Genomic DNA, 15,705 nt, shown 5'->3' with positions numbered 1-15,705 from the left:
CTACTTCAGCATCCGGCAAGCGTGCGGCAGGGTGGCGTCGTGAGGTCAGCCGGTTTCCACGATCCGCCACTGCGGGCCGCCCACCCAGGTGGCCTCCAGCCGGGACCGGTGGCCGGCGGCGCTGGTGAACTCGACCACGACGGCGTCCGCCGGCTGCCCGACGGTGGCGGCGAAGCCCTGGCGCGGCGTGGCCGAGATGGGCTCGATGTCCTTGGCGGAGAAGCTGACCGCGGCGACGCCGCCGTGCAGCGTGAAGCTGCGCAGGTAGACCGGTTCGCCGTTGCGCTCGGTCCACGTGCCGTTCTCGGAGGGCAGGGGCTGGGTGGTGGTGGTGGTCGTCGGCGCGGGCGTGGTGGTCGTCGTGGTCGGCGCCACCGTCGCGATCACCGCGACCGTGGTCGTCGTGGTGATGGGCACGGCGGTGGTGGTCGTGGTGGTGGCGCTCGCGACGGCCGACGACTGCGTGGGTCCGGCGACGACGCGCGGCCGTTCGGGTGCGCCCGCGTCCAGCACGAATCGGATGCCCAGCCAGGACAACACCACCGCGACCGCGGTCGACGCCGACCACGCGGCGAAGTACTGCAGGCCCCTGGTCACGGGCACATCCTGCCGGCGGGACCACGAGAGTCGTACCTCCAGCCCACGAGAGTCCAACCTCCAGGCCACGAGAGTCCAACGTTCACGGCGCGAGAGTCCAACGTTCAGGCACCCCGAGTTCAACGCTCACGCCGAGCGGTCGGTGTCTGAGCGTTGAATTCAGGTGCCGCGAACGTTGGACTCTCGCGCCGTGGAGGTTGGACTCTCGCGCCGTGGAGGTTGGACTCTCGGGGTTAGGAGGTGGCGGAGTTCAGCAGGGGGAGGTAGCCCTGGCTGTAGCCGGTGGCGTTGGGGTGGAACGACTCCGCCAGGCGGAACAGGGAGAACGAGTTGATCCACGGCGAGCTGCCGCACGCGCCGTGGCCCGCGAAGTGGGCGCGGGCGTCGACGTAGCGGGCGCCGGCGGCCGCGGCCCGGGCCGAGATCACCGCGTGCAGGTCGTCGGAGCCCCGGTTGAGCGCCGTGCGCTTGGTCGCGCTCATGCACGAGCCGTTCGGCTCCACGAGGTGCGGGTAGCCCAGGACGACCACGGTGGCGTTCGGCGCGCGGTCGCGGATCGTGGCGTACGTGGCGTCGAGCCGACCGGGCAACGTGGTGCGCGCGGTCTCGATGCCCGCGTTCACGGCGTTGACGCAGCTCGTGTCGCTGCCCGTGACGCAGGTGATCATGGTGTTGGCGAACCCGACGTCGTTGCCCCCGATGGTGATCGAGACCAGGTCCGTGCCCGCGTCGAGCGAGGCGAACTGGTCGGTCATGCTCTGCGTGGTGGCCCCGCCGCAGGCGGCGTACTTGAACGACGACACCTCGTGCGTGTTCGCCCACAGCTGGGCGTACCCGCGGGAACTGCGGTAGCACGACCCGCTGAGGTACGGCGGCGCGCCCGTGCCGGAGGAGTACGAGTCGCCGAGGGCGACGTAGTCGACCGGGGCGGCGGCCTGGGCCGCGGTCGAGGTGAGCATGACGGCCAGGGCGGCGGGCAGCACCGCGCACACGACCCTGAGAAGACGTCCGCGCACGTCCAGTCCTTCCTCGAAACGTCACCTGCGTGAAGGCGGCAGGCCGACGACGTTACGAAGCCGTTCCGAGAGATCACAGTCGGTGCTATTCTCATTACCTGCGAGTAACCTGGACTGCTTCGTCGGGGTGCCGCCATGACCGTTCCGCGCCGCAGCGACGCCCTGAGGAACCGGGCGTCGATCATCCGCGCGGCCGAGGAGCTGGTCCTGCGCGGCACGACGCCGTCACCGGCGCGCATCGCCCGCCTCACCGGCCTCGGCCAGGCGACGGTGTACCGGCACTTCCCCGACCGCCGCACGTTGCTGCTCACGGTGGCGCGCGAGCACCTGGGGCTGCTGGTGGAGGCGGCCGAGCGCGACGCCGACGACCCCGCCGCGTTCCGCGCGCTGCTCCAGGCCGTGATGGCCTACCAGGTGTCGATGCGCCCGCTGGTGGACGCGCTGCGCCGCTTCCCCGAACCCGACCGGCGCGGGCACGTGCGGCGGCTGCTGGACGTGCTGCGCGGGCCGTTCGACCGTTCCCGGGCGGCGGGCCACCTGCGCCACGACATCGTGCTCGACGACGTCGTGGTGGTGCTGACGATGCTCCAGGCGGCCGTGGACCTGACCCCCGACCCGCGCCGCGCGATCCCCGTGCTGCTCGACGGGCTGTTCCTCCCCGAACCCGACCGGGCGGCGGGCTCGGTGCGCCGGTAGCGCCGGTAGCGCCGGGGGAGCGGCGAGGAAGTCACCCGATCGCGTTACGGTGCGCGCCATGGTCTCGGTGCTGCTCGTCGAGGACGACCCGGTGGTGCGGTCGGCGGTGACCCGGGCGCTGACCGGGCTCGGGCACGCGGTGCTGCCCGTCGGCACGGCGTTGGAGGCGTTGCGCGAGATCACCGGCGGCGCGTTCGACCTGGTCGTGCTCGACCTCGGCCTGCCCGACATGGACGGCGCGGACGCCCTGCGCATGATGCGCGGCGTGTGCGACGTGCCGGTCATCGTCGCCACCGCCCGCGACGACGAGAGCGAGATCGTCCGCCTGCTCAACGCCGGCGCCGACGACTACCTCGTGAAGCCGTTCTCCAGCGAGCACCTCGCCGCCCGGCTCTCCGCCGTGCTCCGGCGCGCGCGCAAGGACGCCGCGCCCGCCACCTTCCGCGTCGGCCGCCTCACCGTGGACCCCGACCGCCGCGAAGCGCGCCTGGACGGCCGCGAGCTGAACCTCACCCGCAAGGAGTTCGACCTCCTCGCCTACCTCGCCGCGCGCGAGGGCAAGGTGGTGCCGCGCGGCGAGCTCCTGGCGAACCTGTGGAACCTGCCCGGCCGGCACGACGACCAGACGTTGGACGTGCACCTGTCATGGCTGCGCCGCAAGCTCGGCGAACGCGCCGCCCAACCCCGCTACCTGCACACGGTGCGCGGTGTCGGGTTCAAGCTCACGGCGGCCGAGTGAGGAAGTCGCTCGCCCTCGTCTCGCTGGCCGTCACGTCGATGGTCGCGCTCGCGTTCCTGATCCCGCTCGCCCTCGTGGTGCGCCAGCTCGCCGAGGACCGCGCGCTCGCCGACGCCGAACGCCTCGCCGGCGCGCTCACGCCGGTCCTGGTGATCACCTCGGACCCGGCGTCCGTCGGGCAGGCCCTCACCGCCACCGCCGGCCGGGTCGCCGTGCACCTGGCCGACGGCCAGGTCGTCGGCGTGCCGGTGGCGACCGACCGGCAGATCCGCACCGCCCGGGAGCAGGGCCTGGCGTCCACCGAGCCGATACCGGCCGGTCTGGTGCACCTTCAGCCCGTGCTGCTCGGCGAGGGCCGGGTGGCGGTGGTGGAGGCGTTCGTGCCGCGCGCCGAGCTGTCCCGGGGCGTCGAGCAGGCGTGGCTGGCGCTCAGCGGCGTCGCCGTCGTGCTGGTGCTCGGCTCGGTGCTGGTCGCCGACCGCCTCGGCGCGCGGGTCGTCAGGGCGTCGACCGCCCTCGCCGAAGGCGCGCGCAAAATGGGCCAGGGCGATCTCGCCACCAGGGTCACGCCGACCGGTCCGCCGGAATTGCTCGACGCGGGTGCCGCGTTCAACCGGATGGCCGATCGGATCGGCCAACTGGTGGCGAACGAACGCGAAATCCTGGCCGACCTCTCGCACCGTTTGCGCACCCCGCTCACCGCGTTGCGGCTCGATTCGGAAACCCTCGGCCAGGACCCGGGCGCCAACCGCGTCCGGCAGGCGGTGCACGCGCTGGAACGCGAGGTGAACGAACTCATCCGGGCGGCCCGCCGCGAGTTGGACGACCCCGACGGCGGCCGGTGCGACGCGGCGCAGGTCGTGCACGACCGCCTGGTCTTCTGGTCCGCCCTCGCCGACGACCAGCAGCGGCTGTGGAACCTGCGCGGCACCGAGCGGCCCGCTTTCGTCCCGCTCACCCGCAGCGACCTGGCCGCCGCGATGGACGCCGTGCTCGGCAACGTCTTCCGGCACACGCCCGAGGGGGTCGGGTTCGTCGTGGCCCTCTTCCACCAGCCGGAACGCGTGGTCATCGTGATCGAGGACGCCGGGCCGGGCATCCAGGACCTGGCGGCGGCGCTGCGGCGGGGCAGCAGCGGCGCGGGCTCGACCGGGCTCGGCCTCGACATCGCGCGGCGGGCGGCGGAGTCCACCGGCGGCTCCCTGGTGGTCGACCGGGGACCGCTGGGCGGCACGCGGGTCCAGCTCCGGCTCGGCCGCGCGGAAGAGCCAGTCTGACCCGCGGTCCCTTTTCCGCGCCTGATGCGACCTTTAAATGTTCCTTAAATAATCGGCCGTTGACAGTTCTGCATTCCGGGATAAGGTTATTCACGGAATTGAGGTCGGCCGCGGCGCTCCCACCCTTGCCCGGTCCTCCCGGTTCCCACTCCGGTGCGGCGACCGCGTGCGCTTACCCTGCGAAGAAGCGCACCGCGGTCGCCGCGCCCGAAATGCCGCCGAATGCAGATTGAGGTTTTCCGCGTGTCGCGCAAGAGCAGTGTGCTGCCCGTCGTCGTCGTCCTCGCCGGGCTGGCCCTGGCCGGGTGCGAGCACCCGGACGGGATGGCCCTCGTCACGGCCGGCGCCACCGCCACCGCGCGCACCACGCCCCGATCGGAGGTCGAGCCGACCACGGCCGGCACGGCGGCCACTTCGTCGGACGCCGCACCGTCCTCGTCCGTGACCACGACGTCCGAGACGCCACCGGCCACGACCACCACGACGACGACCACGACCACCGTCGAGCCGCCGAGGCAGGCGCAGGTCCCGGCGCCGCCGCCCGCGCCCGCCGCGCCGACCAGGACCGAGGTCGAGCTGGCCGAGGCGAAGGTGGTCGAGCTGACCAATGGCGAACGCGCCGCGAACGGCTGCCCCGCGCTGGCCGCCGACGGCAGGCTGGCCGCCGCCGCCCGCGCCCACAGCGCCGACATGGCCGCGCAGAACTACTTCGACCACGTCTCCAAGGACGGCCGCAGCTTCGTCGACCGGGTCAAGGCCGCCGGCTACCCGTCACCCGGCGCGGAGAACATCGCCGCCGGTCAGCGCACCGCGGAGGCCGTGCTCAAGGGCTGGATGGACTCGCCGGGCCACCGCGCCAACATCCTGAACTGCAAGCTCAAGACGTTGGGCGTCGGCATGGCCCGCGGCGGTTCCTACGGCATCTACTGGACTCAGAACTTCGGCTGGTGACCGTCACGGCCGGCCGGTAGCTCGTCCAGGATCAGCACGGTGTGGCTGGACGTCACGTCCGGCATCGTCTGCAACCGCGACAGCACCAGGTCGCGCAGGCTGTGCGCGTCCGGCGCGCGCACCAGCAGCACCAGGTCGTAGTCGCCGGACACCAGCGCGCCGTGCCACACCTCGGGGATCTCCATCACCCGCTGCCGCACCGCCTTCCACGAGTGCTGGCTGATCTTGAGGTACACGTAGGCGGAGATGCCGAAGCCGTAGCGCTCCGGGTCGACCACCGCGGCGTACCCGGTGAGGACGCCGTCCCGGTGCAGCCGCTCCACCCGCGAGTACGCGCTCGCGCGCGAGATGTGCAGCTTCTCCGCCAACGCCCGCATCGACAGCCTGCCGTCCGCGCGCAGCTCCTCCACGATGCGCCGGTCGAGCTCGTCGAGCGGCGCCGAATGTCCAACCCGGACCGTCATGCGGCCGACAATAGCCCGTCTGCGCGACCGTTCGTCCGGATTCCGGGCCCGGATCTGGAACATTGGCCGCTGTGAGCTGGACCATGCCCTCCATCTCGCCCAGTGAGACACCCGGAGGTGCCCATGGCCCGCACCCGCGCGCCCGAGCGGACGTTGCTGCCCAGCGACGAACCGCTGTCGCTGCTGCGCAAGGACGGCACGCCGGTGGACGACTCGCCGCTGGCCATGCCCGATGACGACGTGCTGGTCGAGCTGCACCGCCGGATGGTCGTCGGCCGGCGCTTCGACACCCAGGCCACCGCGCTGACCAAGCAGGGCAGGCTCGCGGTCTACCCGTCCTCACGCGGCCAGGAGGCGTGCGAGGTCGGCGCGGTGCTCGCGCTGCGCCCCGACGACTGGCTGTTCCCGACCTACCGCGACTCCGTCGCCCTGGTCACCCGCGGCGTCGACCCGGCCGAGACGCTGACCCTGCTGCAGGGCGGCTGGCACCTCGGCTACGACCCGTACGAGCACCGCGTCGGCCCCCAGTGCACCCCGCTGGCGACCAACACGCTGCACGCCGTCGGCTTCGCGCACGCCGCCCGGCTCAAGGGCGAGGACACCGCCGCGCTGGTCATGCTCGGCGACGGCGCGACCTCCGAGGGCGACACGCACGAGGCGCTGAACTTCGCCGGCGTGTGGCGGGCGCCGGTGGTGTTCCTGGTGCAGAACAACGGTTACGCGATCAGCGTGCCGCTGTCCAAGCAGAACGCCGCGCCGTCGTTGGCGCACAAGGGCATCGGGTACGGCGTGCCGTCCGTGCTGGTGGACGGCAACGACGTGGCGGCCGTGTACGCGGCCGTGCGCGAGGCGGTGGAGTCCGGCGGGCCGACGTTGATCGAGGCGCTGACCTACCGGATCGAAGCGCACACCAACGCCGACGACGCCACCCGCTACCGCACGTCCGACGAGGTCGCGGCGTGGCTGGACCGGGACCCGGTCGACCGGCTGGAGGCGTACCTGGTCTCGCGGGGGCTGTTGGACCACGCGCGGCGCGCGGCGGTGGCGGCCGAGGCGGAGGAGCTCGCGGCGTCCGTGCGGGCCAAGCTGAACGTCGACGTCGTGCCCTCGCCCGACGAGCTGTTCGAGCACGTCTACGCGACCACACCCCGCCACCTGCGGGAGCAGGCGGCGGCGCTGAGGGAGGAACTGGCATGACCGCGGTGTCCGCGCAGGCGTCCCAGGCCACGCAGGTCTCCATGGCCGGCGCGCTGAACCGGGCGTTGGGCGACGCGCTGGCCGCCGACCCGACCGTGCTCGTGTTCGGTGAGGACGTGGGCGCGCTCGGCGGCGTGTTCCGGGTGACCGACGGGTTGGCCGCCCGGTTCGGCGAGCAGCGGGTGTTCGACACGCCGCTGGCCGAGTCCGGCATCGTCGGCACCGCCATCGGCATGGCGATGAACGGGCTGCGGCCCGTGGTGGAGATGCAGTTCGACGCGTTCGCCTACCCGGCGTTCGAGCAGATCACCAGCCACCTGGCCAAGCTGCGCAACCGCACCCGCGGCCGGGTGTCGTTGCCGGTCGTGATCCGGGTGCCCTACGGCGGCGGCATCGGCGGGGTCGAGCACCACTGCGACTCGTCGGAGGCCTACTACACGCACACGCCGGGGTTGCGGGTCGTCACGCCCGGCACGCCCGACGACGCCTACCGGCTGCTGCGCGACTCGATCGACTCGCCCGATCCGGTGATCTTCCTGGAACCGAAGCGGCGGTACTGGGCCAAGGGCGCGCTCGACCCGGCGACCTCGGTCGGGTTCGACCGGGCGCTGGTGCGGCGACCCGGGCGTGACGTCACCTTGATCGCGTACGGGCCGATGGTGGCGACGGCGTTGGAGACGGCCGAGGCGGCGGTGGAGGAGGGCTGGGACGTCGAGGTCGTGGACCTGCGGTCGTTGTCGCCGTTCGACGACGAGACGGTGTGCGCCTCGGTGGTGAAGACCGGCCGCGCGGTGGTCGTGCACGAGGCGTCCGGGTTCGGCGGGTACGGCGCGGAGGTCGTGGCGCGGGTGACCGAGCGGTGCTTCCACCACCTGCACGCGCCGGTGCTGCGGGTGACCGGGTTCGACATCCCCTACCCGCCGCCGAAGCTGGAGGAGCACCACCTGCCGGGCGTGGACCGGATCCTGGACGCGATCGCCCGGTTGCAGTGGGACGACGAGGTCGTGGGGAGCTACGGTGCCTGACTTCCGGCTGCCCGACCTGGGCGAGGGGCTGACCGAGGGCGAGATCGTCACCTGGCTGGTGTCGGTGGGCGACGAGGTGTCGATCGACCAGCCCGTGGTCGAGGTGGAGACGGCGAAGGCCGTGGTCGAGGTGCCGTGCCCGTACGAGGGCGTGGTGAGCGCGCGGTTCGGCGAGCCGGGGGAGAAGCTGGCGGTCGGCTCGGTGCTGCTCACCGTGGGCGCGCCGGAGCAGTCGGGCAGCGGCAACGTGCTGATCGGCTACGGCACCTCCGAGACGCCGCGCCGCCGACGCCGCCCCCGCGCGTCCTACGTCCGGAACACGGGTCTTCCCCGTTCGGAACACCCGGGTTCACCACTCGGCACACCCGAACCCGCGCCGTCGGACACCGGTCGCGCGGTCGCGCCCGCCGTCATCTCCCCGCTCGTGCGGCAGCTCGCGCGCGACAACGGCGTGGCGCTCGACCGGATCGCCGGCACCGGGCCGGGCGGTGTCATCCGGCGCGCGGACGTGGAACGCGAACTCGCCGCCCGCGCCACCCCGGCCCCGGCCCACGACCCGGCCCACGACCCGGCCCCGGCCCACGACCCGGCCCCGGCCCACGATCCGGCCGCGGCCCATGACGCCGCGCCCTCCGGCGACCGGCGCATCCCCCTGCGCGGCCTGCGCGGCGCGGTCGCGGCGAAGTTGGCCACCTCGCGCCGGGAGATCCCGGAGGCGACCGTCTGGGTGGACGTCGACGCCACCGACTTCCTCGCCGCACGGGCCGCGATGCCGACGGTGTCGCTGCTGGCGCTGTTCGCCCGGTTCACCGTGCTGGGCCTGAAGAAGTTCCCCGAGCTGAACTCCCGGGTCGAGGGTGACGAGGTCGTCGTCCTCGACCGGGTGAACCTCGGCTTCGCCGCCCAGACCGACCGCGGCCTGGTCGTGCCGGTGGTGCGGGACGCCCAGTCCCTGACCACCGCCGAGCTCGCGGCCGCCATCGCCGCCCACACCGCGTCGGCGCGGGAAGGCAGGCTCACGCCCGCCGCGATGACCGGCGGCACGTTCACCGTCAACAACTACGGCGTGTTCGGCGTGGACGGTTCGGCCGCCATCATCAACCACCCGGAAGCCGCGATCCTCGGCATCGGCCGCATCATCGACCGGCCGTGGGCGGTGGCCGGGCAGCTCGCCGTGCGCAAGGTCGCCCAGCTGACGCTCGCCTTCGACCACCGGGTGTGCGACGGCGGCACGGCGGGCGGGTTCCTGAGGTTCGTCGCGGACTGCGTCGAGTCGCCGGTCACGGCCCTGGCCGACCTCTGAGACCGGCCGGCCGATTGCCGGGGCCGGTGGAGCGGGGACACCCGCCCCACCGGCCCGCCCGGTGAAACCGGGACGACGGCGGGGCGGAACTTTCGTAGATTGGCCGACGTGACCAAGCCCGCCTACCCCATCCGGACCCGGCGCCTGACCCTGCGCCCGTTCACCCTCGACGACCACGCCGCGCTGCACTCGTGGCAGTCCCGCCCGGACGTCGTCCGCTACCTGTACGGCGAAGCGCGCACCCCGGAGGAGACCGCCGACAGCCTGGCGTCGAAGATGGCGGTGACGTGGCCGGAGAAGGAGGGCGACCACCTCGCGCTCGCCGTGGAGCACGACGGCGAGGTGATCGGCGAGGCCGTGCTCAAGTGGCTCAGCGAGGCGCACCGGCAGGGCGAGGTCGGCTACATCTTCCACCCCGACCACCACGGCCGGGGCTACGCCACCGAGGCCGCCGCCGCCATGCTCGACCTCGGCTTCACGCACCTCGGCCTGCACCGCGTCGTCGCGTCGTGCGACGCGTCCAACGAGCCGTCGTGGCGCGTGATGGAACGGCTCGGCATGCGCCGCGAAGCCCACTTCCGGCACAACGAGATCTTCAAGGGCGCCTGGGGCGAGGAGATGATCTACGCGATCCTGGAGGACGAGTGGCACCGGATGGCGGACAGCCGGTGGCGGCCGAGCGGCGCATGATGTCCGGATGCAGAGGTTCACGGAGGACAGCGGCGCCTACGAGCACTGGCTGGCGGACAACCAGGACCAGTACGTCGTCAACGCCGAACGCAGCCTGAACCCGGACAACCTCATGCTGCACCGCGCTTCCTGCGGCACGATCAACGGCACCCCGGCCCGCGGCACGACCTGGGTGGGCAGCTACGTGAAGCTCGTGGGCACCCGCGTGGAGCTGGAGACCGAACACCCGACCGCCCGCCCGTGCCGCCTCTGCCTGTGAGGCCGTCGACGTGGCGAGCGGGGTGGTCTGGTACGTCGGCTACGGGTCGAACATGCACGCCGAGCGGTTCGCGTGCTACCTCGCCGGTGGCACGCCGGCCGGCGCGACGCGCGGGTACCCGGGGTGCCGGGACACCCGCCCGCCGCTCGCCACCAGGGCGTTGGAGGTGCCCGGCGGCATCTACTTCGCCACCGAGTCGCCCGTCTGGCTCGGCGGCCGGGCGTTCTACGACCCGGCGCTGCCCGGCGTCGCCGCCGCCCGCGGCTACCTCGTCACGGCCGCGCAGTTCGCCGACGTCGCCGCGCAGGAGATGTACCGCGAACCCGGCCCGGACCTCGACCTGACCGTGGTGACGGCCGACGGCAGGCACGTCCTCGGCCCCGGCCGCTACGAGACCCTGCTCCACCTCGGCGAGCACGACGGCCACCCGGCGCTGACGTTCACCGCGCCGTGGGGCGCGGCCGACGTCGAGCACACCAAGCCCTCCGCCGACTACCTGACCGTGCTCGCGACCGGCCTCGCCGAGACCCACGGCTGGCGAACCGGGCGGATCGCCGACTACCTCGCCGGCCGCACCCCGTTCTGGTCGGCGGCCGACGTCGCGGCGCTCGTCGACCCCGCGCGGCGCTGACGACGGGGGTCAGTCCTTCGCCACCACCGCGTCGAGGTTCCCGTCGTCCCCGGCGACGCACGACGCCTCCCGCGCCGTCGTGGCCAGGAACTCCGTCAGGCACCGGCCGAACTGCTCGTAGCCCCGGTCGTTGGGGTGGAACGACTCCTGCAGCGCGTGCCGGGCCCGCGCCTCGTCCCGCAGGCCGTCGAAGTCCACCGTGAGCCGGGTGAACCACTCGGCGTCGGCCTTCTTGCCGCCCATGCACGCCTCACGCCGGTCACCCGCCTTCGACAGGTCCAGGAACCGCGCCTCCGCCGCCTCCGCCGCCGTCCGCAGGCCCTCCGACAGCTGCTCGACCGCCTTGTCCCGGACCCACTCCAGGTCACCCGTGCGCAACGGGCACCCGGCCAGGTTCTGCAGGTCGAACGGCAACCCGGGCGCGACCGGCGCGGCGTAGGACTGGAGCACCAACGTGTACGAACGGGGCGTGTAGCCCTCGTCCTGCAACACCCGGCGGATGTCGCGCAGCGCGCGCTCCACCTTGGGCGTCATCCGCTCGACCCGCGCCCGCCACTCGTCGGCCATGGCCTTCGCGCAGTCGGCCCGCCGCTCGATCCACGCCCGCAGGCACGCGCCGAGCACGTCGGCGAACCGGGGGTCGTCGTTCGCGCCCACCGCCACCACGACCACCGACACCCGGTACTCGCGCGCGATCGCGGCCAGCTGCCTGGCCTGCGAGCCCTCGGTGTTGCGGACCTGGTCGGTGACGCCGACCTGCTCGGAGTTCGCGCCCGAACAAGCCAGGTTGAACACCTTGTCCACGCCGGTGACCCGCGTCCGGTGCACCTGCGCCTTGGTCGACCGGTGGCACCAGTTGTCGTTCTCGCCGTTCGTGCCCGGCTCGTAGGAACCGGCGCCCTCGCCGGCCATGGTGCTGTCGCCCATCGCCACGATCGCGCGGGGCGCGTCGCGCTTCGGTCCCGGCAGCGCCGGGTACGGCGAGTCGCTGACCAGCAGCAACAGGGCGAGCAGGGGGAGGACCAGGGCGACGGACACGATTCGGCGGGACATCGGTGCCTATCCTACGGAGATCCGCCCGCCGCTGAGCACCAGCGTGCGGTCCGCCGCCCGGTGCACCTCGTCGTGGTGCGTGGCGACCAGCACCGCCGAGCCCGCGTCGGCCGCCCGCCGCAGCACCCGCACGGCCGTCGGCGCGCTGCGCTGGTCCAGGTGCGCGGTCGGCTCGTCGGCCAGCAGCACCTTCGGCTCGCCGACCACGGCGCGGGCCAGCGCGGCCCGCTGCTGCTGCCCGTAGGACACCTCGGCCGGGTACCGGTCGGCCAGCTCGCCGACACCCAGCTCCACCAGCAGCTCGGTCACCCGGTCGAGCGAACCCCCGGCGCGGCCGAGCCGGAGCGGCAGCGCCACGTTCTCCGCCAACGTCAGCTCACCGGCCAGGCCGAGCGCCTGCGGCAGCAACGCGCACACCTGCCACGGCGGCGCGGACGTCCGCACCTCGCCGGCCATCTCCACGGTGCCCGCGTCCGCCCGGTCGAACCCCGCCAGCACGGCCAGCAACGCGCTCTTGCCCGACCCGGACGGCCCCGACAGCGTCACCAGCTCGCCCGGCGCCACCTCCAGGTCCACCCCGCGCAGCACGCGCACCGGCCCGCTCGCGTGCCGGAACGTCCGCTCGATCCCCTTCACCAGCAACGCCGTCATGCCGCCAACGCCCCGTTCCGCAGGTCGAACCTGGTGTCCGCCAACGCGATCAGCCTCGGGTCGTGCGAGGCCACCACGACCGGCACGCCCCGCCGGGCCAGGTCCGCCAAGGTCTCCAGCACCAGGTCCGCCGACGACGCGTCCAGCTGCGAGGTGGGTTCGTCGGCCAGCACGACCGTCGCCTGTCGCGCCAACGCGCACCCGAACGACAGCCGCTGCTGCTGCCCGCCCGACATCGCCGCCACCTTCCACGCGGCCGTGCCCGGCAGCCCCAGCTGCCCCAGCACCTCGTCCACGTCCACGGCCCGGCCCGCCGCCTGCGCCGCCGCACGCAGGTTGTCGCCCACGTCCAGGTGGCCGAGCAGGTTGTCCGCCGGGTTCTGGAACACCAGCGCGACGTCACGCCGCCGCAGCTCGCGCCGCGCGCCGGACGACAACTGCGCCGTGCCCATCCCGCGCAGCTCCACCCCGCCGCGCGTCGGCCGCTCCACCAGGCTCAACACCCGCAGCAACGTCGACTTGCCCGACCCGGACGGACCGGCCAGCACCGTCAGCCCCGTCGCGGGCACGTCCAACGTCACGTCCGACACCGCGGTCACCGCCCCGGCGGGCGTGCGGTAGTCCACACCCACCTCGCGCAACCGCAACACGTGCTCAACCACGGATCAGCTCCCCGATCTTCGCCGAGCGCACCGAGCGCACCGCGATCCACGCCGCCACCAGCACCACCAGCACGCTGCCCGCCGCGGTCGCGCCCAGCAGCGGCACGGGGTCCGGCACCTCCGGCGCCGGGGTGAGCCGCGGCGCCGGGTCCAGCTTCGGGACGGTGAAGCCGCTGCTCGCCGCGCCCGCGGCCAAGCCGACGACCACCGCGGCGGCGGCCACCGCGCCCAGTTCGAGCAGGTGGCTGCGCAGCATCGCGGCCGGCCCGAGGCCCATCCGGGCGCTGAACGCGCCGGACAGCGCGTTCTGCCGCCGCCGCACCTCGACCGCCAGCAGCAGCGCGATCGACGCCACCACCGCCAGGACCGCGCCCAGCGCCGTGACGAACCCGAACGTCCACTGGATCGTCAGGAACGGCAGGCCCTGCACCGCCTTCTCCTTCTCGTCGGCGTTGCGCGACAGCCGCACGCCGGCCGCCGACAACGCCTCGGTCACCTCGCGCAACGGCCTGGTCGACCACACGTACCAGGAGCCGACGTCGCCGCGGTCGGCGATCCGGTCCACCGGCACCACCCAGCCGGACGTGCCGAGCTTCGGGAACGACGGCACCCACGCGGCGGGCTCGACCGCCGGCAGCCCCGGCAGCCGGACCTCCCGGCGGGGCACGTCGCCCACCCGCAGCGGCTCGTCGAGCAGCGCCGGGTCGATCTCGAACGGGAACGCGCCGTCGCGGAACGTCCTCGGGTCCACCACCAGCGCCGTGCGGTCGTGCTGCTTGACGAAGCCCACGATGGTGGAGTTGCCGCGCAACGCCTCCGGCAGCTCGGTGACCTCCGACGGGATCTGGGCGTAGCTGTTCGCGCCCGCGTACATGCCGGCCTTCACCTCCAGCGCGGTCTTCTGCGACCCGGCGATGGCGGTGCCGACCGCGATGGTGCCGACCGCCAGCACGCCGACCAGCAGCACACCGGTCACCGGGCCGGCGCCGGCCGCGAGCCGCCGGATCGCCAACTGGGCGGCGGGCCTTGACCACAGCCGCACCCGGTGCGACGCGGCCAACGCCCACTTCGCCAGCCGGGCCGCCAGCACCGCCGCGGTGAGCACGACCAGCAGCGGGAACGCCAACGCGGCGGCGTCGATGCGCGGCAGCCCGCCGATCTTCGTCGTGGTGGCCAGGCCGCTGTGCTCCACCCGGTTCCACGCCCACACCGCCAAGGCCGCGGTCGCCAGCTCCCACGGCACCGCGGTCAGCACCTTGCGCAGCCGGTTGCCGCTCCCCGACACCTGGAACATCCGGTGCGCGCGCAGCGCGGCCGTGGCGAACGCGACCACGATGCTCGACGCCACCACCACGACCACCGCCAGCGCCGCGGTCGTCACGGTGCCGGGCGGCAGCAGGTCCGACGGCGCGTACACGGGCAGCAGCAGCCGCGCCACGCCCAGCCCGAGCGCGCCGCCGACCACCAGCGGCAGGCCCAGTTCGAGCACGCCGCGCCCGCCGAGGGCGAACGGCCCGGAGCCGCGCACCCACAGCAGCCGCAGCTCGGACTGGCGGCGCTGCGCCCACTGGACGGTCACCGTGGCGACGCCGGCCAGGCCGATGAGCAGGCTGATCAGGGTGAGCGGCAGCACCGCGGACCGCACGTTGGCCACCGTCTGCCTGGCGTTCTCCACCGGCAGGACCAGCGGCGACATCGTGCGGTTGAAACCGTCCTTGATCGGGGCGATGCGGGCGGTGCCCTCCTCGAGCAGGGCCGCGGCCTCGTCGACGGTCCGCGGCACGTCGGACGGGAACCGCACGGTGACGTCGGTGGGGCCGGTGACCTCCGGCGGCAGCGCGTGGAACGACTCGGCGCTCGGCATCCACACCACGGCGGTGGCCAGCTCGTCGCGGTCGAGCACGTTCGGCACGACGAAGTGGCGTTCCGAGCACCACCAGCGGGGCAGCGGGTCGATCACGTCGGCGTAGATCGCGGTGACCGGTGGCAGCCGCCCGCCCAGGCCGCGTTCGCCCAGCCGGACGTCGGCCGTGACGGCGATGCTCCGCGGCACCCACAAGCCGTCTTTCGCGCCGCCTTCCAGCACCTCCAGGTGGTCCATCGCCCCGGCGCGGTAGCCGAACTTCGCGTAGGTCTGCCGGCCGCCGAAGTCCGCGCGCTTCTCCCGCGTGTACATGCCGATCAACGTCGGGTGGCCCGCCATGGCGTCGGTGAGCCCCTTCACGCCTTGGGCGACGTACTCGTGGGGCACGCCCGTGGTCGACTCCAGCGACGGGTGCAGCGCGTCCTCGCACAGCCGGCTCCGCTGGTAGTCGATCGCCGCGCTGCCGGAGGCGGCCGAGTGCATCACGGCGGCGGCCACCACGAAGCTCAGCAACAGCGCGGTGACCACGCTGACCAGCAACGTCAGCGGACTCGACAGGGCCGCGCGCGGGGCGGCTCGCCACGGGATCTGCACCAGCGCACGGTAACCGGCGATCACTGCGCAGAGGAG

General features: G+C 73.5%; 17 protein-coding genes. 10 read left to right on the top strand and 7 right to left on the bottom strand.

The features are described from left to right. Positions 1-45 precede the first annotated feature (45 nt). Both IOD16_RS21050 and IOD16_RS21045 read right to left on the bottom strand, forming a co-directional pair. Positions 46-597, bottom strand: coding sequence for a hypothetical protein (locus IOD16_RS21050; protein WP_201435805.1), 552 nt, complete (start codon positions 595-597; stop codon positions 46-48). 233 nt (positions 598-830) lie between these two features. After that, positions 831-1,613 (bottom strand): SGNH/GDSL hydrolase family protein, encoded by a 783-nt coding sequence (locus IOD16_RS21045; protein ID WP_236594256.1) that lies wholly within the window; start codon positions 1,611-1,613, stop codon positions 831-833. Positions 1,614-1,748: 135 nt separating this feature from the next. Here IOD16_RS21045 and IOD16_RS21040 point away from each other — a divergent pair, with 135 nt between their 5' ends. The 4 genes from IOD16_RS21040 to IOD16_RS21025 all read left to right on the top strand — a co-directional run bounded on the left by IOD16_RS21040 (position 1,749) and on the right by IOD16_RS21025 (position 5,276). Next, positions 1,749-2,309, top strand: coding sequence for a TetR/AcrR family transcriptional regulator (locus tag IOD16_RS21040; protein WP_201435804.1), 561 nt, complete (start codon positions 1,749-1,751; stop codon positions 2,307-2,309). Between the two features lie 58 nt (positions 2,310-2,367). After that, on the top strand, positions 2,368-3,048 hold the full coding sequence (locus IOD16_RS21035) for a response regulator transcription factor (RefSeq protein WP_123747361.1): 681 nt from the start codon (positions 2,368-2,370) through the stop codon (positions 3,046-3,048). Continuing rightward, entirely contained in the window at positions 3,045-4,325 is a 1,281-nt protein-coding gene (locus IOD16_RS21030) for a HAMP domain-containing sensor histidine kinase (protein ID WP_123747362.1), read from the top strand. The genes IOD16_RS21035 and IOD16_RS21030 overlap by 4 nt, the downstream gene beginning before the upstream one ends. Positions 4,326-4,568: 243 nt before the next feature. Continuing rightward, the gene (locus IOD16_RS21025; protein WP_236594255.1) at positions 4,569-5,276 is read left to right on the top strand and encodes a CAP domain-containing protein; all 708 of its coding nucleotides are present in this window, start codon (positions 4,569-4,571) and stop codon (positions 5,274-5,276) included. Here IOD16_RS21025 and IOD16_RS21020 read toward each other — a convergent pair. Continuing rightward, positions 5,258-5,740 carry an Lrp/AsnC family transcriptional regulator gene (locus IOD16_RS21020; protein WP_201435802.1) on the bottom strand — a complete coding sequence of 161 codons (483 nt, stop codon included), beginning with the start codon at positions 5,738-5,740 and terminating at the stop codon, positions 5,258-5,260. The two genes, IOD16_RS21025 and IOD16_RS21020, sit on opposite strands and share 19 nt — an antisense overlap. 123 nt (positions 5,741-5,863) lie before the next feature. Between IOD16_RS21020 and pdhA the strand changes: the two genes are divergently transcribed. From pdhA to IOD16_RS20990, 6 genes are all read left to right on the top strand, one after another. Then, the gene (pdhA, locus tag IOD16_RS21015) at positions 5,864-6,937 is read left to right on the top strand and encodes a pyruvate dehydrogenase (acetyl-transferring) E1 component subunit alpha (RefSeq protein ID WP_201435801.1); all 1,074 of its coding nucleotides are present in this window, start codon (positions 5,864-5,866) and stop codon (positions 6,935-6,937) included. Continuing rightward, entirely contained in the window at positions 6,934-7,962 is a 1,029-nt protein-coding gene (locus IOD16_RS21010; protein ID WP_123747366.1) for an alpha-ketoacid dehydrogenase subunit beta, read from the top strand. Before pdhA ends, IOD16_RS21010 begins: the two co-directional genes overlap by 4 nt. Next, a complete protein-coding gene (locus IOD16_RS21005) occupies positions 7,955-9,265 on the top strand; it encodes a dihydrolipoamide acetyltransferase family protein (RefSeq protein WP_201435800.1) in 1,311 nt (436 codons plus the stop codon). The genes IOD16_RS21010 and IOD16_RS21005 overlap by 8 nt, the downstream gene beginning before the upstream one ends. A 108-nt stretch (positions 9,266-9,373) precedes the next feature. Next, entirely contained in the window at positions 9,374-9,955 is a 582-nt protein-coding gene (locus IOD16_RS21000) for a GNAT family N-acetyltransferase (protein ID WP_201435799.1), read from the top strand. Between the two features lie 7 nt (positions 9,956-9,962). After that, a complete protein-coding gene (locus IOD16_RS20995) occupies positions 9,963-10,214 on the top strand; it encodes a hypothetical protein (protein ID WP_123747369.1) in 252 nt (83 codons plus the stop codon). A 10-nt stretch (positions 10,215-10,224) separates the two neighbouring features. Then, positions 10,225-10,845 carry a histone deacetylase gene (locus IOD16_RS20990; protein WP_236594254.1) on the top strand — a complete coding sequence of 207 codons (621 nt, stop codon included), beginning with the start codon at positions 10,225-10,227 and terminating at the stop codon, positions 10,843-10,845. A 9-nt stretch (positions 10,846-10,854) separates the two neighbouring features. On the opposite strand, the gene IOD16_RS20985 is transcribed toward IOD16_RS20990, so the two are convergent. The 4 genes from IOD16_RS20985 to IOD16_RS20970 are packed head-to-tail and all read right to left on the bottom strand — an operon-like array spanning position 10,855 to position 15,669. Continuing rightward, entirely contained in the window at positions 10,855-11,898 is a 1,044-nt protein-coding gene (locus tag IOD16_RS20985) for a GDSL-type esterase/lipase family protein (protein ID WP_201435798.1), read from the bottom strand. Positions 11,899-11,904: 6 nt separating this feature from the next. Further along, the gene (locus IOD16_RS20980; protein ID WP_201435797.1) at positions 11,905-12,549 is read right to left on the bottom strand and encodes an ABC transporter ATP-binding protein; all 645 of its coding nucleotides are present in this window, start codon (positions 12,547-12,549) and stop codon (positions 11,905-11,907) included. Continuing rightward, positions 12,546-13,211: an ABC transporter ATP-binding protein gene (locus IOD16_RS20975; RefSeq protein ID WP_236594253.1), complete on the bottom strand. Its 666-nt coding sequence runs from the start codon at positions 13,209-13,211 to the stop codon at positions 12,546-12,548. The genes IOD16_RS20980 and IOD16_RS20975 overlap by 4 nt, the downstream gene beginning before the upstream one ends. Continuing rightward, positions 13,204-15,669 carry an ABC transporter permease gene (locus tag IOD16_RS20970; RefSeq protein ID WP_201435796.1) on the bottom strand — a complete coding sequence of 822 codons (2,466 nt, stop codon included), beginning with the start codon at positions 15,667-15,669 and terminating at the stop codon, positions 13,204-13,206. The genes IOD16_RS20975 and IOD16_RS20970 overlap by 8 nt, the downstream gene beginning before the upstream one ends. Between the last annotated feature and the right edge of the window lie 36 nt (positions 15,670-15,705).

Origin of the sequence: Saccharothrix sp. 6-C (assembly GCF_016695385.1) — a bacterium.
In the GTDB taxonomy this organism is placed as follows: domain Bacteria; phylum Actinomycetota; class Actinomycetes; order Mycobacteriales; family Pseudonocardiaceae; genus Actinosynnema; species Actinosynnema texasense.
This window is presented reverse-complemented; position numbering and strand designations above follow the sequence as displayed.

Excerpts from the sequence above, each read along its gene's own strand:
- IOD16_RS21040 (WP_201435804.1), top strand. The coding sequence starts at position 1,749 with ATGACCGTTCCGCGCCGCAGCGACGCCCTGAGGAACCGGGCGTCGATC.
- IOD16_RS21035 (WP_123747361.1), top strand. The coding sequence starts at position 2,368 with ATGGTCTCGGTGCTGCTCGTCGAGGACGACCCGGTGGTGCGGTCGGCG.
- IOD16_RS21020 (WP_201435802.1), bottom strand. The coding sequence starts at position 5,740 with ATGACGGTCCGGGTTGGACATTCGGCGCCGCTCGACGAGCTCGACCGG.
- pdhA (WP_201435801.1), top strand. The coding sequence starts at position 5,864 with ATGGCCCGCACCCGCGCGCCCGAGCGGACGTTGCTGCCCAGCGACGAA.
- IOD16_RS21010 (WP_123747366.1), top strand. The coding sequence starts at position 6,934 with ATGACCGCGGTGTCCGCGCAGGCGTCCCAGGCCACGCAGGTCTCCATG.
- IOD16_RS20995 (WP_123747369.1), top strand. The coding sequence starts at position 9,963 with ATGCAGAGGTTCACGGAGGACAGCGGCGCCTACGAGCACTGGCTGGCG.
- IOD16_RS20985 (WP_201435798.1), bottom strand. The coding sequence starts at position 11,898 with ATGTCCCGCCGAATCGTGTCCGTCGCCCTGGTCCTCCCCCTGCTCGCC.
- IOD16_RS20980 (WP_201435797.1), bottom strand. The coding sequence starts at position 12,549 with ATGACGGCGTTGCTGGTGAAGGGGATCGAGCGGACGTTCCGGCACGCG.